This is a genomic window from Pseudomonas sp. P7758 (assembly GCF_013386485.1).
In the GTDB taxonomy this organism is placed as follows: Bacteria; Pseudomonadota; Gammaproteobacteria; order Pseudomonadales; family Pseudomonadaceae; genus Aquipseudomonas.
This window is the reverse complement of sequence record NZ_JACARS010000004.1, coordinates 1-20,679: the sequence shown is the minus strand read 5'-3', so window position 1 is coordinate 20,679 and position 20,679 is coordinate 1. Positions and strand designations below refer to the sequence as shown.

Genomic DNA, 20,679 nt, shown 5'->3' with positions numbered 1-20,679 from the left:
CGAGGCTGGTTGAGCGGCCCGTCTGGCGCCGCTGCCTGGGTCAAGAGGCAGCCTATTGACCCTCGAAATCGAAAAAATCACTACAAGCGGGTGAAAAAAATCCCCTGGCAGTAAACGGTAACGAACTGACGTTGCCCTGCACAAAGGCGCCGCATTATAACCAGCGTTCTGCCCTTGGGGGGATTGCCGCCAAGGTTGTAGGGCGCGGGTTCGCTGGCGGTAGAGGAAAAATCTGCTAACAATGCACACGGTGCGTATAACGGCAGCTACGCCATAATGCGCGCCGAGATAAGAGGAGCATCTAATGAGCAGCACTGCACAAACTGCTGAAGGCGAAAAAATTCTCATCGTTGATGACGATCCGGGGCTGAGCAGCCTGCTGGAGCGTTTCTTCAACTCCAAGGGCTACCGTGCCCGCGCGGTGCCAAACACCGAACAGATGGACCGCCTGTTGGGACGTGAAGTCTTCAACCTGGTGGTGCTGGACCTGATGCTGCCCGGCGAAGACGGCCTGACCGCCTGCAAACGCCTGCGCGGCGCCAACAATCAGATCCCGATCATCATGCTGACCGCCAAGGGCGATGAGCTGAGCCGCATCAAGGGCCTGGAACTGGGCGCCGACGATTACCTGGCCAAGCCGTTCAACCCGGACGAGCTGATGGCACGGGTCAAGGCCGTACTGCGTCGCCAGGCCGCCCCGGTACCGGGCGCTCCAGGCAGCGAAGACGAAAGCGTGACCTTCGGCGACTACGAGTTGTCGCTGGCCACCCGTGAGCTCAAGCGTGGCGATGAAGTGCACATGCTGACCACCGGCGAATTCGCCGTGCTCAAGGCACTGGTGATGAACGCTCGCCAGCCGCTGACCCGCGACAAGCTGATGAACCTGGCCCGTGGCCGTGAGTGGGACGCCCTCGAGCGCTCCATCGACGTACAGATCTCCCGTCTGCGCCGGATGATCGAGCCCGATCCATCCAAGCCGCGTTATATCCAGACGGTGTGGGGTGTGGGTTACGTGTTTGTGCCGGATGGCACTGCAACCAAGTGACCGATGATTTGCAGAGGCGGGCGTGCCGGTGATGACTCGATAAGAGTCAGCCGGTTGCCCGGCGTTTGCAATTCTGCGAGCTTGGCTCGCTCCTGCAAGGTGTCCAGCTGTCTTTTATGAAAACCCCGTTGTGGTTCCCGCAGAGTTTCTTCTCACGCACCCTTTGGCTGGTGCTCATCGTCGTACTGTTTTCCAAGGCCCTGACACTGGTTTATCTGTTGATGAACGAAGACGTGCTGGTGGACCGGCAGTACAGCCACGGTGTCGCGCTGACCTTGCGCGCCTACTGGGCCGCAGACCCCGAGAACCGCGAGAAGATCGCCAAGGCCGCTACCCTGGTCCGGGTCGCGGGCGCGGGCGTGCCCGAGGGCGAGCAACATTGGCCCTACAGCGAAATCTACCAGCGCCAGATGCAGGCCGAACTGGGTGAAGACACCGAGGTGCGGCTGCGCATGCATGTGTCGCCGGCGCTGTGGGTGCGAGCGCCGAGCCTGGGGGAGGACTGGCTGAAAGTGCCGCTGTATCCGCATCCGTTGCGGGGGCAGAAGATCTGGAACGTGCTGGGCTGGTTCCTGGCGATTGGCTTGCTTTCCACCGCGTCTGCCTGGATTTTCGTGCGCCAGCTCAACCAGCCGCTCAAGCGCCTGGTGTTTGCCGCACGCCAGCTGGGCCAGGGCCGCAGTGTGCGCCTGCCCATCAGCGATACGCCGAGTGAAATGACCGAGGTGTACAGCGCGTTCAACCAGATGGCCGAGGATGTCGAACAGGCGGGGCGCGAGCGCGAGCTGATGCTGGCGGGGGTGTCCCATGACCTGCGCACGCCGCTGACGCGTCTGCGGCTTTCCCTGGAACTGATGGGTAACCACACCGACCTTACCGACGACATGGTTCGAGACATCGAGGACATGGACGCGATTCTCGACCAGTTCCTGGCGTTTATCCGCGATGGCCGGGACGAGGTGGTGGAAGAGGTCGACCTGACGGACCTGGTTCGCGAGGTGGTTGCGCCTTACAACCAGAATGGCGAGCAGGTGCGCATGCGCCTGGAGCCGATCCAGCCGTTCGCGTTGCGTCGGGTTTCGATGAAGCGCCTGCTGAATAACCTGATTGGTAACGCGCTGCATCACGCCGGTTCCGATGTGGAAGTAGCAGCCTACGTTTCCGGGGATACCAGCGCGCCTTACGTGGTGCTGAGTGTCATGGACCGTGGGGCCGGTATCGATCCGGCGGAACTGGAAGGTATCTTCAACCCGTTCACCCGAGGCGACCGTGCTCGGGGTGGCAAAGGCACGGGCCTGGGGCTGGCGATTGTGCGGCGGATTGCTTCGATGCATGGCGGCAATGTCGAATTGCGCAACCGGCCGGATGGCGGCCTGGAAGCGCGAGTGCGCTTGCCGTTGGGGCTGATGTTGCCCAGGGACGCGGTCTAAATGTGGGAGCGGGCTTGCTCGCGAAGGCGGTGGGTCAGTCCATAGAAATGTCGACTGATCCACCGCCTTCGCGAGCAAGCCCGCTCCCACACTGGTTTTGCGGTGCTTTATAGGTCGGGTGTATTCAGCCCTTGCCTTTGGTGCGCGTCATATTCGGCCCACCACTCTTCTCCAGATGCTGAATGATGATCCCCGCCACATCCTTGCCGGTGGTGGTCTCAATTCCTTCCAGGCCCGGTGACGAGTTCACCTCCATCACCAGCGGCCCGTGGTTGGAGCGCAATATATCCACACCCGCCACGCTCAACCCCATGACCTTGGCTGCCCGCAGTGCGGTCATGCGTTCTTCCGGGGTGATCTTGATCAGGCTGGCACTGCCGCCACGGTGCAGGTTGGACCGAAACTCACCCGGCTTGGCCTGGCGCTTCATCGCGGCAATCACCTTGTCGCCCACCACGAAGCAGCGGATATCCGCACCGCCGGCTTCCTTGATGTACTCCTGCACCATGATGTTCTGCTTGAGGCCCATGAACGCCTCGATCACCGACTCGGCCGCAGTCGCGGTTTCACACAGCACCACGCCGATGCCCTGGGTGCCTTCCAGCACCTTGATCACCAGCGGCGCGCCGTTGACCATCTCGATCAGGTCGGGAATGTCATCCGGGGAGTGCGCAAAGCCGGTGACCGGCAAGCCAATGCCACGGCGCGACAGCAACTGCAGCGAGCGCAGCTTGTCCCGCGAACGGGCGATAGCCACCGATTCATTGAGGGGAGACACCCCCATCATTTCAAACTGGCGCAGTACCGCGCAGCCATAGAACGTCACCGAAGCACCGATACGCGGGATCACCGCATCGAAGCCTTCCAGCGGTTTGCCCCGGTAGTGGATCTGCGGCTTATGACTGGCAATGTTCATATAGGCGCGCAACGTATCGATCACCACCATCTCATGGCCACGTTCGGTGCCGGCCTCGACCAGGCGACGGGTGGAATACAGACGCGGGTTACGCGACAGCACAGCGATCTTCATGCAGCACCTGTGGCAGAGGTAGTAGAGACCGGGAACACCGGCTTGTCTTGAACGTATTTGACGCCGGGACTGACCACCAGTTGGCCGTCAATCAGGGCCTTGGAGCCCAGCAACAGGCGGTAACGCATGGCCTTGCGGCAGGCGAGGGTGAATTCCACCCGCCATACCCGATCGCCCAGGGCCAGGGTGGTGCTGATCACATACCGCACCTGGGCCTGGCCGTTGGAGCTTTTAATGGTTTTCATCGCCACCAGCGGTGCTTCGCAGCGCCGGTGACGCAGTTGCACCACGCTGCCCAGGTGCGCGGTGAAGCGCACCCACTTTGCACCGTCGCGCTCAAATGGCTCGATCTCGGTGGCATGCAGGCTTGAGGTACTGGCGCCGGTGTCGATCTTGGCGCGCAGGCCTGCCACTCCCAAGTCGGGAAGTGCCACCCACTCACGCAGACCCACAACGGTCAAATGGTCAAATGTCTTCAATATGAATAACCGGCAATTAATTCGCCCAGGCGGCGGGTGATACCTCGGCCAGGGCTTTGAATGCAGGCTTGGCGAACCAGTAGCCCTGCATCAGAAATATTCCACAGTCGGCGAGAAAGTCCCGCTCGCCGGCGCTTTCGATGCCCTCGGCGATGACAGTAACGCCCAACTGCTCACAGATTGTGACAATCCCCCGGACGATCACCTGACGGACACGATCACGGTCGACATCGCGGATCAGCGCCATGTCGAGTTTGATCAGGTCAGGTTGGAAATCGGCCAGCAGATTCAGCCCCGAATAGCCCGCCCCGAAATCGTCGATGGCGGTCTTGAAGCCGAATTCGCGGTATTCACGCAGAATATTCGTCAAATGGCGATAGTTATCTACATGCTCGCTTTCCAGGGTCTCGAAAATCAGCCGATCCAACGGAAAATTATGCGCCCGGGCCGCCTCCAGGGTGCTGCGGATGCACAGTTCTGGTCGATAGACCGCATTGGGCATGAAGTTGATTGAAAGGTGCGTCTGCATGTTGAGTGTCGAAGCGGTGGCGATCGCGCGGGTGCGGCATTGCTGGTCGAAACGGTAGCGATTGCTGTCGTTGACCTGATCCAGCACCGACATCGCGCCCTCACCATTCACGCCGCGCACCAAGGCTTCATGGGCAAAGATCGACTGGTTACGCAGGTCCACGATAGGCTGATACGCAAAGGCGAACTCAAAGCCCAGCGGCTCACTTTGCTGGCAGCCCGCACAGGCTTGTTTGGGCGAGGTCAGTGAAATGGGAAAGTCGGTCACACGTTAACCTCGCGAAAACAGGATGCTACCTGGCGTATCTTAGGTGAGCTCAAGGGTTTATGCGTTGAAGGGTTTCAACGGTAAAGTTGCGACATTTTTCAGAGCGAGGAATTCAAGTGGCTCAGAAGCAGGAAGAGGAAGAAAAAGTCCGTTTGGACAAGTGGTTGTGGGCGGCGCGTTTCTTCAAGACCCGTGCCTTGGCCAAGGCGGCGATCGAGAGTGGCAAGGTGCATTGGCGCGGCGAGCGTTGCAAGCCCGGCAAGGAGCCACGCATCGGCGATGAGTTTCAGATCCGTGCCGGGTTTGATGAGCGAACCGTCGTAGTCCAGGCCCTTTCAATTGTGCGAAGGGGCGCTCCCGAGGCGCAGGCGTTGTATACCGAGACCGAAGCCAGCATCGCCAAGCGCGAAAACGCGGCGGCCATGCGCAAGGCCGGCTCCCTGGGCATGACCACCGACGGCAAGCCAAGCAAGAAACAGCGGCGCGACCTGTTCAAGTTTCGCGGCAGTGGCAATGATGATTAATCGGCAGACCGCAGGAGCCAGGCCGGCTCCTGCTATTCCAATTCAAACGCTGCGAATCACGCTCAAGCGATTAACCAGCGGTACTCGCCGAAACAACTCAAACACCGGGCCCGTCACTCGCACCAGCCCCCGCGAAACCTTCGCTGCAAAGGGCGTGTAGTAACCCCAGCCCAACGCCAACAGCGCCAGCAACACCCCACCGATATAATCGTCCTGCCCCCAATGCGCACCGGCTACCAGCCGCGGCATCATGAACAGCAGCGCCAAGCCCCAGATCACCAGCACCTGCCCGATCCGCTTGGCAAACACGGTCATGAACATCCCCCAGATCAACAATACCGATGCATGATCCCCCGGGAAGCTCTGGCTGGAGCGGTCCTTCAACTCCCATGTCTTCTCCAGGCCCGGGAAATAGTCGCTCATCTGAATCGCGCCGCTGATCACCATCGACGGGCTATGGTGTTGCCAGCCCATCTGCGCCGCCAGCTTGGAAAACAGCATGCGGATAAACAGCAACAGCAGCAAAATGCCCAGGAAGCCGAAAAACGCCTGGCGCACTTCAATCGCCTTGAACACCCAGTCGCCACGGATCAACAGCGTCAGCAGAATCACCCCGACCACCGCGTCAAACGGCCGCAAACTGGCCACCGCCCACACATGCAGCCACGCGGAGCTGCTTGCCAGCGGGTCATTGAGCAGATGAAACAGCCACTCGTCGAAAACCGTGCAGAGCGCCTGGCCCGCCGGCCAGAGCCAGAAACACAACAGCCCCACAGCGAGTAAATTGCACAGGGCCAATCGCCCGAGGTCCCACCTGGCTTGGAACAAACCCGGATTGTTCATAAACTGTTTCCTCTTTGCTTTAAAGCGCTTCGTTTTCCCGCAGAAGGCCGCACCAAAACGGTGCTAAAGCGTGTAATTCTATAAACCTTGTCATCTTTTTGTCATCAATTCAGATACCCAGACCTATGACTGATCTACCGGATACCGACTTCACCCAACGCTTCATCTTCGACGACAGCGACGCCCGCGGCGAACTGGTCGCCCTGGAGCGCAGCTATGCCGAAGTCCTCGCCAAGCACCCCTATCCGGAGCCGGTCGCGCAATTGCTCGGCGAACTGATGGCGGCTGCCTCGCTGCTGGTGGGCACCCTGAAGTTCGATGGCTTGCTGATCCTGCAGGCCCGTTCCGAAGGCCCGATCCCGCTGCTGATGATCGAATGCTCCAGCGAGCGCGAAATCCGTGGGCTGGCCCGCTACGACGCCGACCGCATCGCCGCCGATGCGACCCTGGCTGACCTGATGCCAGACGGCGTGCTGGCCCTGACCGTCGACCCAACGGTAGGCCAGCGTTACCAGGGCATCGTCGACCTCGACGGCGAAACCCTGTCCGACTGCTTCACCAATTATTTCGTGATGTCCCAGCAAGTGGGCACCCGCTTCTGGCTCAACGCCGACGGCAAGCGCGCCCGTGGCCTGCTGCTGCAACAACTGCCGGCCGACCGCATCAAGGACGAAGAAGACCGCGCCGACAGCTGGGCCCACATCACCGCCCTGGCCGGCACCCTGAAAGCCGAAGAGTTGCTGGGCCTGGATAACGAAACCATCCTGCACCGCCTCTACCACGAAGAGGCCGTGCGCCTGTTCGACGTGCAGTCCCTGCGCTTCCACTGCAGTTGCTCCCGCGAGCGCTCGGCCACTGCCCTGGTCAGCCTGGGCCTTGAAGATGCGCAGGACCTGGTGGTGGAACACGGTGGCAACATCGAGATCGACTGCCAGTTCTGCAACCAGCGCTACCTGTTCGACGCTGCCGATATTGCTCAATTATTCGCCGGCGCGGGCGTAGATACCCCTTCAGGCACCCGCCACTAAAACGTTTAAGCACAGGTAAATCACCTGACAAACGCCGGATTTCCGCCGTTCTGACCGGAGGGCCCTACTCTTTTTGGGCTTTTCTGGCATAATCCGGCCCACTTTTTTCGCGGTAGTAGTGCGCAACTTTCTACTACAAAACGTTTGGAGCACTCGGCCACTGGCCGACGGGGAACCTCATGACGCAAGCCAATAACGCCGTATACACCGATCTGAGTGTTGACGATCTGGTCAAAGAAGCCCTGCAGCGCGGTGAAGGCGTGCTTGCCGATACCGGTGCGCTGGTCGTAGAAACCGGTCACCGTACCGGCCGTTCGCCAGTCGACCGCTTCATCGTTGAAGAGCCTTCCACCCAGGCTGCCATTGCCTGGGGCCCGATCAACCGCAAGTTCCCGGCCGACAAGTTCGATGCCCTGTGGGCTCGCGTCGAGGCATTCAACAACGCGCAAGAGCATTTCGTTTCCCACGTTCACGTAGGGGCTGCAGAAGACCACTACCTGGCCGTGAAAATGACCACCCAGACTGCCTGGCAGAACCTGTTCGGTCGTTGCCTGTTCATCAACCCGGCCCAGTACAACCCGGCCGGTCGTGAAGAGTGGCAAGTGCTCAACGTGGCCAACTTCGAATGCGTGCCAGAGCGTGACGGCACCAACTCCGACGGTTGCGTGATCCTCAACTTCGCCCAGAAAAAAGTCCTGATCGCCGGCATGCGTTACGCCGGTGAGATGAAAAAAGCCATGTTCTCGGTGCAGAACTTCCTGCTGCCGGCCTCCGACGTGCTGCCGATGCACTGCGCCGCCAACATCGGCGAAGCCGGCGACGTGACCCTGTTCTTCGGTCTGTCGGGCACCGGTAAAACCACCCTGTCCGCCGACGAAAGCCGCTACCTGATCGGCGACGACGAACACGGCTGGGGCGAAGGTGTGGTGTTCAACATCGAAGGCGGTTGCTATGCCAAGTGCATCGACCTGTCCGAGAAGAACGAGCCGGTGATCTGGAAAGCCATCAAGCACGGCACCGTGCTCGAAAACGTGGTGATCGACGATGCCAAGCACGCCGACTACACCAACGTCAGCCTGACCCAGAACAGCCGCGCCGCCTACCCGCTGGAGCACGTGGCCAAGCGTTCCGAGAAAAACCTCGGTGGCGAGCCAAACGCTGTGATCTTCCTGACCTGCGACCTGACCGGCGTACTGCCGCCCGTGTCGATCCTCAGCGAAGAACAAGCGGCGTACCACTTCCTGTCCGGCTACACCGCTCTGGTGGGCTCGACCGAAATGGGTTCGGGCGGCGGCATCAAGTCGACCTTCTCCACCTGCTTCGGCGCGCCATTCTTCCCACGCCCGGCTGGTGAATACGCAGAACTGCTGATCAAGCGCGTGCGCGGCTTCGGCTCCAAGGTCTACCTGGTCAACACCGGCTGGACCGGCGGCGGCTACGGCGTTGGCAAGCGCTTCAACATCCCGACCACCCGTGGCGTGATTGCAGCGATCCAGAGCGGTGCGTTGATTGGTGCCGAGACCGAGCACCTGGATACCATCAACCTGGACGTGCCATTGGCCGTACCGGGCGTCGAGACTGGCCTGTTGAACCCACGTAACACTTGGGCTGACAAGGCTGCCTACGATGAAGCGGCGAAAGCGCTGGCGGGTCTGTTCATCGAGAACTTCAAGAAGTTTGAAGTGAGCGATGCGATCAAGGCTGCGGGTCCGAAGTTGTAAGATTCGGCCGTTATGAAAAAGCCGCCCCTAGTGGGCGGCTTTTTTGTGGGCGAAGGATCAGTCGACGAGGTGCAGAACCACGGCTCCCACTAACACCAGCACCACACCGGTCACTTGCACCGCTGACAGCCGCTCCTTGAAAAACACAAACCCCAGAATCGCGGCGATCCCACCGGACAGGGTGCTGATCACCGTCACCACGGAAACCGACCCCGCCATTGCACCCACGAGAACGCCGAGAACCCACCCAGGTTCATCAGGCTCGCGCTGGTCAGCGTTGCGCAGTTTTTCAGCGGTGGGATTTTCAGGCCGTCTTTGATCTTAAGCACCATCAACACCAGGACGCACAGGCCAACCAAATACCCAAGCCAAAGCATCGTGACCGGGCCAAGCGTCGGCAGGGTGTAGCGGCCCTGCACCCAAAAGCTTGTGCCGTAGAGCAACGCTGCGAGCATCGCGTAGGCGATTGAGCGGCTGGAACTGTTGTGAGGGACGCCATTGTCCTTGTGAATGCTGGACAGGATCACGCCAATTACGCAGAGAGCGATGCAGCCGAGCTGGATCAGGCTGATGTGTTCGCCGCTGGCCCATGACAGCAAAGTAGTCACGACACCGTAGGACGTCACCAGCGGCGCGACAATCGCCGCTTTGCCCAGCGAGAAGGCCTTGGACAGCGCAAGGGCGCCGGAGACGGTCAGCAGGGCTGCTGCGGCTCCCAGGAGCCACACACTCAAAGGCGCCGCGAGGGATTTGACGAGGAAGGCCGGGAATATGACCAGCAGCAGGGTCATGATCAGGAAGCCCAGCGCCTGGCCGAAGTACACCGCGCGTTTGACGCCGACAGCTCGGGCGTTGAGGCCCACGAGGAAGTCCGTGCCGCCCCAGAGCAGGGCGGCCAGCAGGCCCATTAGTACGTCCATGTAAGGTCCTTGGTTGTAGGTGCGAGCTTGCTCGCGAAGGTCGTTAACGATAATGCGGGCTTTCAGGGGGAACGCGGCGCTCTCAGGTTTTTCGCGAGCAAGCTCGCTCCTACAGGTTTTCCAGGGTTTGCGTGTCCCAGCGTTGGGCCTTGATAGCCAGGTAAAGCATGCCGATGGTCAGCGGGATTTTGTCGCCGCGGCCTTTGGCTCTGTGCTTCAGGAAGACATCGAAGACGGGAGGTTGGAAATAACGATAAGCGTCGTAGTCGTTCAAGTCGACAGCGAAGTCTTGCTCCAGAGCTTCCATCAATTGATTGGCTTCGGTGCCGTCGCAGCCCAGTTCGAGGTTGATGGCGGTTTCAAGGCGCAACGTCTTATGTTCGGGCAGGCCAATTTCTTCATGCAGCAGTTGCAGGAGCTGCTGCATCGCGATGTCTTCGGGGAAGTTGGGGGCCAGGTTCATGGTGGTTACGCGAGAGTGGGTGGAGGCGACCGACTTTATCGATGGCACCGCGATCCTTCAAACGAAACTGGTCAAATGTGGGAGGCGGGCTTGCCCGCGATGGCGGTGTTTCAGTGGTAAAGGTGTTGTCTGACACTCCGCTATCGCAGGCAAGCCAGCTCCCACATTTGATCGTTCCCACGCTCCGCGTGGGAATGCATCCCGTGACGCTCCGCGTCACCAGTGTTCATGGCTTGGGTCGTGCGCGGATGACGGGACGCGGAGCGTCCCTGGCGGCATTCCCACGCGGAGCGTAGGGAACGATCGGGGCTAGCGCGGGGTGCTGATACACCGCTCGAAAATCGCCTCCAACCCCCGATAATCACACGCCACCGCATCGATGTTCGCCGGTATCCACGCTGCGTTCTTCACCAGCCACCAGTTCACTGAAAACCCGGCATTCACGATGATCTGCTCGAACAGAATCCGCTGCGCCCGGCCATTCCCTTCGCGAAACGGGTGGATCACGTTGAGGTCGCCATAGGCCTCGGCAATTTGCGTCACCAACTCTGCCTGCGTCACCCCGACAAACCAGTTGGCCTGCGCCATGTGCTGGATGATCTTGCTCGCCTCAGGCGGGATACGCTCCGGTGTGCAGAACAGCGTGTCGCCTTTCTGGATGTTGACCGTACGCAGTTCCCCGGCCCATTCGTAAATGTCTGCGAACAGGGTGCGGTGGATGTGTTGCAGGCGTTCCAGGTCGTAGGGCGGGGGATACAGCGGAAGGCTGCCGACAGCGATTTCAGACAGTTCCCGCTCGGCCTGGTGCAGGCGTTCTTCGTCGAACAAATCGAGGCGGTTACGCAGGACGCTGCTACCGGGGTAGCAGTACGGGTCCTGGCCCACGCCATATTTGTCGAGCATCAGCGTGGGGTGTTGCGGTACTTGGCGAGGACGGCTTCGCGGGTCGGCAGGGGTTTGTCGACGTCGGCGGGCTGGGTGTCGAACCCTTCCAGGCGCAGGCTGGCGAGGTAGTTGGAACGACGGATCTTGTCGTAGTGATCCTGCTTTTGCTCAAACGTCAGTTCGGCCATGACAGCGTCCTCTCGGTGCGAAGGTTGATTGTAGCGCAATGAGTTTCGAGATGCGTCCCGCGTAAGGTTGGAACGATTCTTACGGGTGCCTACTCCACTTCCCAGGCTGTGTATCATCCAGACTCTTTTTTCCTTGCGACCTTTCTCGATTCGCTGAATGCGCTGGTCTATGTTTTGGGCTCGTTCAGCGGTCAATGGAGTGACAGCTTATGCACAACACCCTCCAACAGGTCTTTGGTTATCCACAGTTTCGTTTGGGCCAGGAGGCGGTGGTCAGTGCCGTGCTGGCCGGCCGTTCCGCGGCGGCGATTTTTCCCACCGGTTCCGGCAAGTCCCTGTGTTATCAACTTTCCGCCGTGTTGCTGCCGCACCTGACGCTGGTGGTGTCGCCGTTGCTGGCGCTGATGCAGGACCAGTTGGGTTTCCTGCAGCGCCACGGTATCTCGGCGGGCAGCATCGACTCGGCCCAGAGCCGCGATGATGCCAATGACGTCATGGCCCGGGCGCGTTCGGGCGAGCTGAAGATCCTGATGGTTTCCGTGGAGCGCTTGAAGAACGAGCGCTTTCGCAACTTCCTGCAAAGCGTGCCGATCTCGCTGCTGGTGGTGGATGAGGCTCACTGCATTTCCGAATGGGGCCATAACTTTCGCCCGGACTACCTGAAGCTGCCGGATTACCAACGCCAGTTCCGCATCCCCCAGGCGCTGCTGCTGACCGCCACGGCGACGCCCAAGGTGATCGCCGACATGCAGGCCAAGTTCGCCATTGCACCTGACGATGTGATCACCACCGGCTTCTACCGCTCCAACCTCAACCTGCTGGTTGAGCCCGTCAGTGGCCAGGACAAGCGACGACGCCTGGTGACGTGGATGCAGGAGCGAGCCAATCAGCCAAGCATCGTCTACGTCACGCTGCAAAAAACCGCAGAGCAGATTGCCGAGCATTTGAATCGCAATGGAATCCAGGCCGAGGCTTATCACGCGGGCCTGGCTCACGATAAGCGGGAAGCCATTCAGAAGCGATTCATGGGCGGGCAGTCCAACTGCATCGTCGCCACCATTGCCTTCGGCATGGGCATCGACAAAAGCGATATCCGCAACGTGGTGCACTTCGACCTGCCCAAATCCATCGAGAACTACAGCCAGGAAATCGGCCGCGCCGGGCGTGACGGGCAGCCGTCTGAGTGTCTGGTTCTGGCCAACCGCGACAGCCTGAATATCCTGGAAAACTTTGTGTACGGCGATACGCCGGAACGGGAAGGTATTCGCCGAGTCCTGGAGGAAATACAGGCGGTCCGTGCCGATGGACAGTGGGAGTTTATGCTCCGGTCACTGTCGGACCACAGCAACATCCGTGAACTACCGCTGAAGACCTTGCTCGTGCAGCTTGAACTCAAGGGTGTGATCGCGCCGCGCTACGCGTTTTATGCCGAATACCGCTTCAAGTATTTGATTGAACCAGAGGCATTGCTGGCGCGTTTTGCCGGCGAGCGGCAGCAGTTTGTCGCAGCGATTATCCAGGTCTGCAAACGGGCGAAAACCTGGGCGACGGTGGACTTCGACGCGCTGTATCAACAGCACCAGGCCGAGCGCAGCCGGGTGGTGAAGGCCCTGGATTACTTTCAGGAACAAGGCCTGATCGAGATGGAAAGCCGGCAGATGACCGAGGTTTACGCCCTGCTGAATCCCGACTTCGATCCACAGGCGCTGAGCACGGAGTTATACACAGGCTTCAAGCAGCATGAGGTGACGGAGGTGGCGCGAATTCACGCCATGCTGGATCTGTTCGCGACACAGGAGTGCCTGGGTTACCGCCTGGCGCACTATTTCGGCGATGAAAACGCGCCCCGGCAGTGCGGGCACTGCTCGGTGTGCCACGGTAACGTCGCCCACTTGCCGGCGCCGCCGAGCTTGCCGCCGCTTGTGGATAAAAACTTTCTCGCGCTGTGCGGTGAATTTATCCACAGCCACCATGAGTACAGCGGCGACTTGCCAAGCGCGGAGCGGCTGACACGGTTTTTATGCGGTCTCAGCGTACCGTTGTTTACCAAGCTGAAGGCACGAGGGATTCCAGGTTTCGCGGTACTGGAGGAGTATCCCTATGCAGAGGTTCGTGAATGGGCGGAGGCAGGGTTGGAGGCACTCTGATTTCCGGTCTGGAGGGTCGCGCTTTCCCTTCCAGTGGCAGACGCCGCCGACAGCCGGACCGTGCCCGCAGGTGAGAAGGTTTGACGCTTCACTTCTTCTGCAAAGGAATTGCCCATGGCTTTTGGTTTTTCTCGTGGTGTTGTCCCCGGCGTCTTGCTGTTCGCCGGGTTGCTGGTCGCACAAGGCACGCTGGCCTCGGTCATCCCGTTGAGCGTGAATGACTGTCGGCAGATGCAGCTTCGCAACACCATCACCGCCGCCAATCCATTGCCCTGCGCACGCCTGGCGCGGGTGACGTTCAGCTATGTGGACTTTGGCGGAGTGCTGCATAACAACGGGCAGCTCGTGGTGCTGGATGCCATCGCACCCCATGTGGAGGAGATCTTCAGGCAGTTGCTGCAACGTCGGTTCCCGGTGCATCAGGCGGTCAGGCTGGAAACCTATCGAGGCAACGACAAGGTCTCGATGGCCCGCAACAATACCAGTGGTTTTAATGGGCGCCAGGTCAGTGGCGCTTCGGGGTGGTCGCTGCACGCCTATGGCGCCGCAATTGACCTTAACCCTCTGCAAAACCCATTCGTTTTGTTCGGGCGTAACCCGCGAGGTGAATTCACCGGCCAGGCCACTGTTGAGCCCAGGGCAAGTACCGCGACTGCCGTTAACCGCCTGGATGCCCGCCCCGGCAAGCCGGCGCGCCCTGGCCGGGCAGAAGAGGTGATTGACCTGTTCGCCGAACACGGCTTTTTGACCTGGGGTGGTTATTGGGATTTTCCGCTGGATTACCAACACTTCCAGATCGGCCGGCGTTCGTTCGTGGAGTATCTGGCGTGGGTCACGCCGCAGCAGGCCAGCGCTGCAGTCGAGACCTATATCACCGCCTATCGCCAGTGCCTGCAGCAATCGGCCGAGACGGATCAAGCGCTCAAGCGTATGGCGTGCGTCCAGCAAACGATTGAGCAAAGCCCAACCTAGGCTTGCGGGTAGTGCTTGAACCCAGTATCAAGAGAGCCTCCTCCTGCCCGGGTTTTACCGATGACCAACGCCATGCCACAACGCGCCGATTACCGCCACTTCCAGCCGATCATCACGCGCTGGCACGACAACGATGTATATGGCCATGTGAATAACGTCACCTACTACAGCTTCTTCGACACCGCGGTGAATACCTACCTGATCGAGCAGGGCGGGTTGGATATTCATGACGGCGAAGTGGTTGGGTTTGTGGTGAGTTCGGCGTGCGACTACTTCGCCTCGATTGCCTTTCCGGACCGCATCGAGATCGGCCTGCGGGTGGGCAAGTTGGGCAACAGTTCGGTGCAGTATGAGTTGGCGGTGTTCAAGGCGGGAGAAGAAGATGCCTGTGCTGCGGGGAGGTTTGTGCATGTGTTTGTGGATCGGGCGTCGAACCAGCCGGTGACGATCCCGGGGATGTTGCGCGAGGCGTTACAGCGATTGGTGATCTGAATACGATCTGCGAAGCAATGAAAATCCAATGTGGGAGCGGCGGTGCGACGATTCGACTTGCTCGCGAAGGCGTTGTATCAGCCAATACATCCGGCGACTGATCCACCGCCTTCGCGAGCAAGTCGAATCGTCGCACCGCCGCTCCCACATTAAACCCGCGTTGTTCTTTCGATTCGCGTGTTACCGGTGGTGGCGATAGTGATGCTTGTTTTTGCGATGCCCATAAGCATGGCCGCGCCCGCGATGGTCGTCGCGGTCATAGCGGCGGTTATCGCGCCCACGGTAACGACGATCATCGTCATCGCTCTTGTTGCCCATGTAGTTGCCCAGTGCACCACCGGCGCCACCGCCGGCTGCTGCGCCGATCAGGCTGCCGGTGCTGCCGCCGACACTGCGACCCACCACGTTGCCGCCGGCCGCGCCCAATGCGCCGCCAATGGCTGCTTCACCGCGGCTGCGCTTGTCTGCGCCCACCGCACTGCCGCCTGCGCCGCCAAGAGCCGCACCGATGGCTGAACCAGTGTTACCGCCCAACTGCTGACCTACGACAGAACCTAGAACCCCGCCCAATGCGCCGCCCACACCGGCTTCGGTGGTGCCACCGGCCATGGCTGCGCCACTGACCAGGCCAAGGGACAACAAGAGAATCGAGGAGAACTTCATAGAGGAATCTCAAGAGGATGACGGCGCGATCCTGAGGTTGTATCGAGACGGTGACAATCGAAACCCGACCAGTGGTATGGGTTGTATACAATTCTCTAAGTTGCTGTTTTGTATGGGGAACTTAAGTGAGTTTTGCGAGTCTTTAGTTACTTCGGAACGGCCGCTTTTATGCAAAAGCGGCCTTTTTTGTGCCCGTAAAAAACTCGGGTGCTGTCTGTGGCGAGGTGTCGCTTAGGCCGACTTCGCCATGATCAAGCCGGTCGCACTCGCTGCTTCCAGGCGGATCGCCACAAACTTCGACGTTGGCGTATGGCTGCCATCCCCCGTGCTTTCCAGCGGCACCAGCGGATTCACTTCCGGGTAATAAGCCGCAGCCTGCCCCGCCGGAATATCAAATGCCAGCAAGGTAAAGCCCTTCACCCGACGCTCACGGCCGTCGTCCCAGATCGACACGATGTCAGCCTTCTGCCCCGGCTTGAAGCCCAGGCGGATGATGTCGGCTTCGTTGACGAACAACACATCCCGCTGGCCCTTGACCCCGCGATAGCGGTCGTCCAGGCCATAGATGGTGGTGTTGTACTGATCGTGGGAGCGCATCGACTGCATGATCAGGTCCGGCAATTGCCCGGTGTTGCGGGTGCGTTCGTGCACCAGGTCCTTGGGCAGGATGTTCGGGCGGAAGTTGGCGCGGCCCGACGGGGTGTTCCAGCGACGGGCGCCAGCCGAGTTGCCCAGGTAGAAACCGCCCGGGTTTTTCAGGCGCTCGTTGAAGTCCTTGAAGCCCGGAATGGTGTCGGCGATCAGGTCGCGAATACGGTCGTAATCGGCCACCAGCCAGTTCCAGTCCACCGGCTTGCTGCCCAGGGTGGCGGCGGCAATGCCCGCCAGAATCGCAGGCTCGGATTTCATCTGTTTCGACAGCGGCTGCAGCTGGCCGTTGGAGGCGTGGACCATGCTGAACGAGTCTTCAACGGTCACGGCTTGCGGGCCTTCGGCCTGGATGTCGATGTCGGTGCGGCCCAGGCATGGCAGGATCAGCGCGTCCTTGCCATGCATCAGGTGGCTGCGGTTGAGCTTGGTGCTGATCTGTACGGTCAGGTCGCAATTGCGCAGTGCTTCAAAGGTGCGTGGGCTGTCCGGCGTGGCTTGGGCGAAGTTGCCGCCCAGGCCGATAAAGACCTTGGAGCGGCCTTCGAGCATGGCGTGAATCGCTTCCACCACGTTGTGGCCGTTATCGCGCGGCACCTGGAACTGGAAACGACGCTCCAGGGCATCGAGGAACGCCACCGGTGGCCGTTCATTGATGCCCATGGTGCGGTCGCCCTGCACGTTACTGTGGCCACGCACCGGGCACAGGCCCGCGCCCGGGCGGCCGATGTTGCCGCGCAGCAGCATCAGGTTGGCGATTTCCTGGATGGTCGGCACCGAGTGGCGATGCTGGGTGATGCCCATCGCCCAGCACATGATCACGTTCTTGCCTTTGGCGTACATGCGCGCCGCTTGCTCGATCTCTACCAGGGTCAGGCCGGACTGCTCGACGATTTCATCCCATGAGGTGTCGTCGATCTTGCCCAGGTAATCCAGCACGTTGGCGGTGTGTTCGTTGAGGAAGTCGTGGTCGAACACGGCCTCCTTGCCTTCGGCCTGGGCCTGACGTTCCCACAGCAGCAGGAACTTGGCCATGCCCCGCAGGATGGCCATATCGCCTCCCAGCGCCGGGCGGAAGTAGGCGGTGTTGGTTGGCTTGTCGCCGTTGGTGAGCATTTCCAGCGGGTGTTGCGGGTGCTGGAAGCGTTCCAGGCCACGCTCTTTCAGCGGGTTGATGCACACCACCTGGGCGCCGCGTTTTACCGCTTCGCGCAGTGGCTCCAGCATGCGTGGGTGGTTGGTGCCGGGGTTCTGGCCCCAGACGAAAATCGCGTCCGCATGCTCGAAGTCATCGAAGGTCACGGTGCCTTTGCCCACGCCCACGCTTTGCGCCAGGGCGACGCCGCTGGCTTCGTGGCACATGTTCGAGCAGTCCGGGAAGTTGTTGGTGCCGTAGGCGCGCACAAACAGTTGATACAGGTAAGCCGCTTCGTTGCTGGCCCGGCCCGAGGTATAGAACTCGGCCATGTCCGGGTTTGGCAGCGCATTGAGGTGCTTGCCGATCAAGTCGAAAGCCGATTCCCAGCTGATGGGTTTGTAACGGTCGGTTTCGGCGTCGTAGCTCATCGGCTCGGTCAGGCGGCCCTGGTACTCCAGCCAGTAGTCGCTCTGCTCCAGCAGCGCGCTGACGCTGTGCTTGGCGAAGAATGCCGCGTCGACCCGGCGCTTGGTGGCTTCCCAGTTGACCGCCTTGGCACCGTTCTCGCAGAACTTGACCATGCCGCTTTCCGGCGAGTCGCCCCAGGCGCAGCCCGGGCAGTCGAAGCCGCCGTTCTGGTTGGTCTTGAGCATCATGCGGATGTTTTTCAGCGCGTTGTCGCTGGTCAGCCAGGCTTGCGCCACGCTGATCAGTGCGCCCCAACCACCCGCCGGGCCTTTATAGGGCTTGTAGCGCGGGGTGGGTTTGTCGTCGGCTTGATGATGATTACTCACGCTTGATTCTCCATCGCAGGGCTATAGACCCGCGGCGCACTTTTCTGCGGCAGGTGGATGAGATTGAGGTTGTGCCGGCGAGCCCATTGCAGGGCCAGGCCGGTGGGCGACGACAGGCTGACCAGGGTCTGGATGCCCGCACGCAGGACTTTCTGGATCAGTTCGAGGCTGCAGCGACTGGTAACAATCGCCAGGCCGCCGTCGGTCGGAATCTTTTGGCGGATCAGCGCACCGATCAGCTTGTCGAGGGCGTTATGCCGGCCGATGTCTTCACGGCCCAGCAGCAATTCGCCCTGGTTGTTCATGAACACCGCCGCATGCACCGCGCCGCTGTACTGGCCCAGCGGTTGGAACGCGCTGATGCGCTGGCGCAGGCCATCCAGCCATTCGGCAGGCGGCAACGGCGCGCCGGGCAACACCTTGAGGTTGGGCAGCGCCTGCTCCACGGCTTCTACGCCGCACAGCCCACAGCCACTGGTGCCGGCGAGTTGCCGGCGCTGCTGCTTCATATTCCAGAACGCGCGGCTGGAAATCTGCACCTGAGCGTATTGGGTCGAGCCCGAACCGCTGATTTTCAGGTCATAAATGTCGCTAACGTCTTCGATAATGCCGCTACCGATGCTGAATCCGACGATAAAGTCTTCAAGGTCGGTCGGCGTCACCAGCATCACCGCCTGGCTGATGTCGTTATAGGCAATCGCCAACGCAACTTCCTCGGCAAGCGCGGTGCTGGCCGATTCGGTGTGTTCGAGATTACAAAACTGGTAGCTCTGGCTGGCGGCGGGCGCGGGCGTTTCGAGGGCGGGCGCCGCGCAGACTGGGCGCTGGGCGTTCATTGGGCATTACCACCGGGAGTATTCAGCTGTAAGACTAGGCGCGACAAAGGGTCGCGTCTAATCGTCAGTACTGATCTACCGATAGATGCCGTCGATCAAGTCTCGATCAGCGATTTCTGATACAGCGCAAAACACGCTTCCGCCAAGGCCGAACGGGGTGCACTGCGGCGCATGATCAACCCCAGGCGAGCCAAAGTGTGAGCGTCTTCAATGGGTTGCAGACGCAGGTGCTCGGTGAGGGCGTCGAGGCCGCCGTCCAGTGGCATCACCGCGCAACACAGGCCGCCGTGCACCGCTTGTAACAATTGATGGACGGCATCGGTCTGCAACAGCGGCTGCGGGTTGAGGCCACGGCTGTGGAAGTTATGGTCGATGGACTGGCGAAAGTGCATGCCGCTGGTGAGCATGCCCAAGGGCAGTTCGATCAGCGCCTCCCAACTCAGGGGCTTGTCGCCGAAGCTGAAGAACCGTTGGTCGTACAGCAGGCCCATGCGGGTTTCGCCCAGGGCCAGGGAGTCGAAACGCTCGGCGTCCAGGCGCTCGAGGTACGACACACCGAGGTCCAGGCGGTTGCTGGCAAGTTGTTCAAGGATTTGCTCGGAGCTTAACGCGGACAACTCAAAGCGCAGGCTGGGGTGTTCCTTGTGCAGCTTCTGCATCAACGCCAGCGGATCGAAGCTCGACAACGGCACCACCCCCAGGCGCAACGTGCCTACCAGGTTGCCGCGACACGCAGCGGCCTCGGCCTGCAAGCCGTCATAGGCCGCCAGCACCGTGCGTGCCCAGGCCAGCACGCGTTCGCCGGGGGCGGTAAAGCCTTCGAAGCGCTGCCCGCGATTGACCAGCGGCAACTGCAGCTCTTCCTCCAGGCTGCGCAGGCGCATCGACAGGGTCGGCTGGGTGATATGGCAGCGCGCCGCCGCCTGGCCGAAGTGACGGGTTTCGTCGAGGGCGATGAGGAATTTCAGCTGTTTGATGTCCATCTTCGCTCCGGGCTTATTCCAATGCGGTGGGATTCTAGCGTGTTTGGGTCTTTGGTCAGGCTGGAACCCAATTCTGTAGGACTGGTCTAGTCTTTGGCATCTGGAAATTAAATCCCAAGGAGAGCGCACCATGAGTCTTTTAAGCTTTGTTAAGGAAGCAGGCGAGAAGTTGATTGACCTGTTGACACCGGGTAATGCCAACGCGAGCGAGCAGTTAAAAGAGCACGTGGCCAAGGTTGGATTGGGTAACCCCAATGTGCAAACCACCGTCGACGGTGACAAGGTGACCGTGACAGGTGAAGTCGCCAGCCAGGAAGAGAAAGAGAAGATATTGCTGGCGCTGGGCAACATCGCCGGCGTTGCGAGTGTTGATGACCAGATCACTGTTTCCGGTCCTGCTGTCGCGGCGGCCCGCTTTGTCGTGGTGAAAAAGGGCGACACCCTGAGTGCGATTTCGCTGGCGGTGTATGGCAACGCCAACCAGTACAACAAAATCTTCGAAGCCAACAAGCCGCTGCTGTCCCATCCGGACAAAATCTACCCAGGGCAGACGCTGCGTATTCCTGAGTAATCCGCGGACCCAATGTGGGAGCGGGCTTGCTCGCGAATGCGGTGTGTCAGTCAATATATTCAGTGGCTGACACACCGTATTCG

The 20,679-nt window shown here is 60.5% G+C and carries 20 protein-coding genes and 2 pseudogenes; 10 read left to right on the top strand and 12 right to left on the bottom strand.

Annotated elements, in window-relative coordinates; all coding sequences use genetic code 11:
- Window positions 1-304 precede the first annotated feature (304 nt).
- Together ompR and HX873_RS00450 are read left to right on the top strand one after the other, a co-directional pair.
- Window positions 305-1,045, top strand: coding sequence for a two-component system response regulator OmpR (gene ompR, locus HX873_RS00455; protein WP_003213175.1), 741 nt, complete (start codon window positions 305-307; stop codon window positions 1,043-1,045).
- Window positions 1,046-1,161: 116 nt separating this feature from the next.
- Window positions 1,162-2,475 carry an ATP-binding protein gene (locus HX873_RS00450; RefSeq protein ID WP_003213176.1) on the top strand — a complete coding sequence of 438 codons (1,314 nt, stop codon included), beginning with the start codon at window positions 1,162-1,164 and terminating at the stop codon, window positions 2,473-2,475.
- A 124-nt stretch (window positions 2,476-2,599) separates the two neighbouring features.
- Here HX873_RS00450 and rimK read toward each other — a convergent pair whose 3' ends face one another.
- The 3 genes from rimK to HX873_RS00435 are packed head-to-tail and all read right to left on the bottom strand — an operon-like array spanning window position 2,600 to window position 4,780.
- Window positions 2,600-3,505, bottom strand: coding sequence for a 30S ribosomal protein S6--L-glutamate ligase (gene rimK / locus HX873_RS00445; protein ID WP_003213178.1), 906 nt, complete (start codon window positions 3,503-3,505; stop codon window positions 2,600-2,602).
- Window positions 3,502-3,966, bottom strand: coding sequence for an ATP-dependent zinc protease (locus HX873_RS00440; RefSeq protein ID WP_371132397.1), 465 nt, complete (start codon window positions 3,964-3,966; stop codon window positions 3,502-3,504). The genes rimK and HX873_RS00440 overlap by 4 nt, the downstream gene beginning before the upstream one ends.
- Window positions 3,967-4,000: 34 nt before the next feature.
- Window positions 4,001-4,780, bottom strand: coding sequence for an EAL domain-containing protein (locus HX873_RS00435; RefSeq protein ID WP_134325546.1), 780 nt, complete (start codon window positions 4,778-4,780; stop codon window positions 4,001-4,003).
- 116 nt (window positions 4,781-4,896) lie between these two features.
- Here HX873_RS00435 and HX873_RS00430 point away from each other — a divergent pair, with 116 nt between their 5' ends.
- On the top strand, window positions 4,897-5,304 hold the full coding sequence (locus HX873_RS00430; protein ID WP_003213184.1) for an RNA-binding S4 domain-containing protein: 408 nt from the start codon (window positions 4,897-4,899) through the stop codon (window positions 5,302-5,304).
- 42 nt (window positions 5,305-5,346) lie between these two features.
- Here HX873_RS00430 and HX873_RS00425 read toward each other — a convergent pair whose 3' ends face one another.
- Entirely contained in the window at window positions 5,347-6,147 is an 801-nt protein-coding gene (locus HX873_RS00425) for a phosphatase PAP2 family protein (protein ID WP_134325547.1), read from the bottom strand.
- A 125-nt stretch (window positions 6,148-6,272) separates the two neighbouring features.
- Here HX873_RS00425 and hslO point away from each other — a divergent pair, with 125 nt between their 5' ends.
- Entirely contained in the window at window positions 6,273-7,175 is a 903-nt protein-coding gene (gene hslO / locus HX873_RS00420) for an Hsp33 family molecular chaperone HslO (RefSeq protein WP_102367891.1), read from the top strand.
- Window positions 7,176-7,354: 179 nt separating this feature from the next.
- Window positions 7,355-8,896 carry a phosphoenolpyruvate carboxykinase gene (locus HX873_RS00415; protein WP_003213191.1) on the top strand — a complete coding sequence of 514 codons (1,542 nt, stop codon included), beginning with the start codon at window positions 7,355-7,357 and terminating at the stop codon, window positions 8,894-8,896.
- 57 nt (window positions 8,897-8,953) lie between these two features.
- Here the strand turns inward: HX873_RS00415 and HX873_RS00410 are convergent.
- Window positions 8,954-9,816, bottom strand: a pseudogene (locus HX873_RS00410) (EamA family transporter).
- A 9-nt stretch (window positions 9,817-9,825) separates the two neighbouring features.
- Between HX873_RS00410 and HX873_RS31975 the strand changes: the two are divergent.
- Window positions 9,826-9,948: pseudogene (locus HX873_RS31975) on the top strand (outer membrane lipoprotein carrier protein LolA); the annotation flags it as partial.
- Here HX873_RS31975 and HX873_RS00405 read toward each other — a convergent pair.
- The 3 genes from HX873_RS00405 to HX873_RS00395 all read right to left on the bottom strand — a co-directional run bounded on the left by HX873_RS00405 (window position 9,926) and on the right by HX873_RS00395 (window position 11,352).
- Entirely contained in the window at window positions 9,926-10,279 is a 354-nt protein-coding gene (locus tag HX873_RS00405; protein ID WP_134325549.1) for a DUF1493 family protein, read from the bottom strand. The pseudogene HX873_RS31975 and the gene HX873_RS00405 sit on opposite strands and share 23 nt — an antisense overlap.
- 309 nt (window positions 10,280-10,588) lie before the next feature.
- Window positions 10,589-11,182, bottom strand: a complete 594-nt coding sequence (locus HX873_RS00400; RefSeq protein WP_003213199.1) for a putative adenosine monophosphate-protein transferase Fic — start codon at window positions 11,180-11,182, stop codon at window positions 10,589-10,591.
- Complete coding sequence (locus HX873_RS00395; RefSeq protein ID WP_003213201.1) at window positions 11,182-11,352, bottom strand: YhfG family protein; 171 nt, start codon at window positions 11,350-11,352, stop codon at window positions 11,182-11,184. Before HX873_RS00395 ends, HX873_RS00400 begins: the two co-directional genes overlap by 1 nt.
- Window positions 11,353-11,561: 209 nt before the next feature.
- On the opposite strand from HX873_RS00395, the gene HX873_RS00390 reads away from it, so the two are divergent.
- The 3 genes from HX873_RS00390 to HX873_RS00380 all read left to right on the top strand — a co-directional run bounded on the left by HX873_RS00390 (window position 11,562) and on the right by HX873_RS00380 (window position 14,963).
- Entirely contained in the window at window positions 11,562-13,499 is a 1,938-nt protein-coding gene (locus tag HX873_RS00390) for an ATP-dependent DNA helicase RecQ (RefSeq protein ID WP_177122235.1), read from the top strand.
- Window positions 13,500-13,613: 114 nt separating this feature from the next.
- A complete protein-coding gene (locus HX873_RS00385; RefSeq protein ID WP_177122234.1) occupies window positions 13,614-14,471 on the top strand; it encodes a M15 family metallopeptidase in 858 nt (285 codons plus the stop codon).
- 60 nt (window positions 14,472-14,531) lie between these two features.
- On the top strand, window positions 14,532-14,963 hold the full coding sequence (locus HX873_RS00380) for a thioesterase family protein (protein WP_003213207.1): 432 nt from the start codon (window positions 14,532-14,534) through the stop codon (window positions 14,961-14,963).
- Between the two features lie 180 nt (window positions 14,964-15,143).
- Here HX873_RS00380 and HX873_RS00375 read toward each other — a convergent pair whose 3' ends face one another.
- The 4 genes from HX873_RS00375 to HX873_RS00360 form a co-directional block, all read right to left on the bottom strand.
- On the bottom strand, window positions 15,144-15,626 hold the full coding sequence (locus tag HX873_RS00375) for a glycine zipper domain-containing protein (RefSeq protein WP_008435777.1): 483 nt from the start codon (window positions 15,624-15,626) through the stop codon (window positions 15,144-15,146).
- A gap of 231 nt (window positions 15,627-15,857) precedes the next feature.
- On the bottom strand, window positions 15,858-18,206 hold the full coding sequence (locus HX873_RS00370) for an FdhF/YdeP family oxidoreductase (protein WP_003213210.1): 2,349 nt from the start codon (window positions 18,204-18,206) through the stop codon (window positions 15,858-15,860).
- On the bottom strand, window positions 18,203-19,042 hold the full coding sequence (gene fdhD / locus HX873_RS00365; protein WP_008435774.1) for a formate dehydrogenase accessory sulfurtransferase FdhD: 840 nt from the start codon (window positions 19,040-19,042) through the stop codon (window positions 18,203-18,205). The genes HX873_RS00370 and fdhD overlap by 4 nt, the downstream gene beginning before the upstream one ends.
- A 95-nt stretch (window positions 19,043-19,137) precedes the next feature.
- Window positions 19,138-20,025: a LysR family transcriptional regulator gene (locus tag HX873_RS00360; protein ID WP_003213213.1), complete on the bottom strand. Its 888-nt coding sequence runs from the start codon at window positions 20,023-20,025 to the stop codon at window positions 19,138-19,140.
- 130 nt (window positions 20,026-20,155) lie between these two features.
- Between HX873_RS00360 and lysM the strand changes: the two genes are divergently transcribed.
- Complete coding sequence (lysM, locus tag HX873_RS00355) at window positions 20,156-20,596, top strand: peptidoglycan-binding protein LysM (protein ID WP_003213215.1); 441 nt, start codon at window positions 20,156-20,158, stop codon at window positions 20,594-20,596.
- Window positions 20,597-20,679 lie beyond the last annotated feature (83 nt).

Bases quoted from the DNA above. Each gene is read 5' to 3' on its own strand.
- lysM (WP_003213215.1), top strand. From the start codon at position 20,156: ATGAGTCTTTTAAGCTTTGTTAAGGAAGCAGGCGAGAAGTTGATTGAC.
- HX873_RS00425 (WP_134325547.1), bottom strand. From the start codon at position 6,147: ATGAACAATCCGGGTTTGTTCCAAGCCAGGTGGGACCTCGGGCGATTG.
- HX873_RS00395 (WP_003213201.1), bottom strand. From the start codon at position 11,352: ATGGCCGAACTGACGTTTGAGCAAAAGCAGGATCACTACGACAAGATC.
- HX873_RS00450 (WP_003213176.1), top strand. From the start codon at position 1,162: ATGAAAACCCCGTTGTGGTTCCCGCAGAGTTTCTTCTCACGCACCCTT.
- HX873_RS00405 (WP_134325549.1), bottom strand. From the start codon at position 10,279: ATGAACCTGGCCCCCAACTTCCCCGAAGACATCGCGATGCAGCAGCTC.
- HX873_RS00375 (WP_008435777.1), bottom strand. From the start codon at position 15,626: ATGAAGTTCTCCTCGATTCTCTTGTTGTCCCTTGGCCTGGTCAGTGGC.
- HX873_RS00380 (WP_003213207.1), top strand. From the start codon at position 14,532: ATGACCAACGCCATGCCACAACGCGCCGATTACCGCCACTTCCAGCCG.
- HX873_RS00385 (WP_177122234.1), top strand. From the start codon at position 13,614: ATGGCTTTTGGTTTTTCTCGTGGTGTTGTCCCCGGCGTCTTGCTGTTC.
- HX873_RS00415 (WP_003213191.1), top strand. From the start codon at position 7,355: ATGACGCAAGCCAATAACGCCGTATACACCGATCTGAGTGTTGACGAT.
- hslO (WP_102367891.1), top strand. From the start codon at position 6,273: ATGACTGATCTACCGGATACCGACTTCACCCAACGCTTCATCTTCGAC.
- HX873_RS00390 (WP_177122235.1), top strand. From the start codon at position 11,562: ATGCACAACACCCTCCAACAGGTCTTTGGTTATCCACAGTTTCGTTTG.
- fdhD (WP_008435774.1), bottom strand. From the start codon at position 19,042: ATGAACGCCCAGCGCCCAGTCTGCGCGGCGCCCGCCCTCGAAACGCCC.
- rimK (WP_003213178.1), bottom strand. From the start codon at position 3,505: ATGAAGATCGCTGTGCTGTCGCGTAACCCGCGTCTGTATTCCACCCGT.
- HX873_RS00400 (WP_003213199.1), bottom strand. From the start codon at position 11,182: ATGCTCGACAAATATGGCGTGGGCCAGGACCCGTACTGCTACCCCGGT.
- HX873_RS00360 (WP_003213213.1), bottom strand. From the start codon at position 20,025: ATGGACATCAAACAGCTGAAATTCCTCATCGCCCTCGACGAAACCCGT.
- ompR (WP_003213175.1), top strand. From the start codon at position 305: ATGAGCAGCACTGCACAAACTGCTGAAGGCGAAAAAATTCTCATCGTT.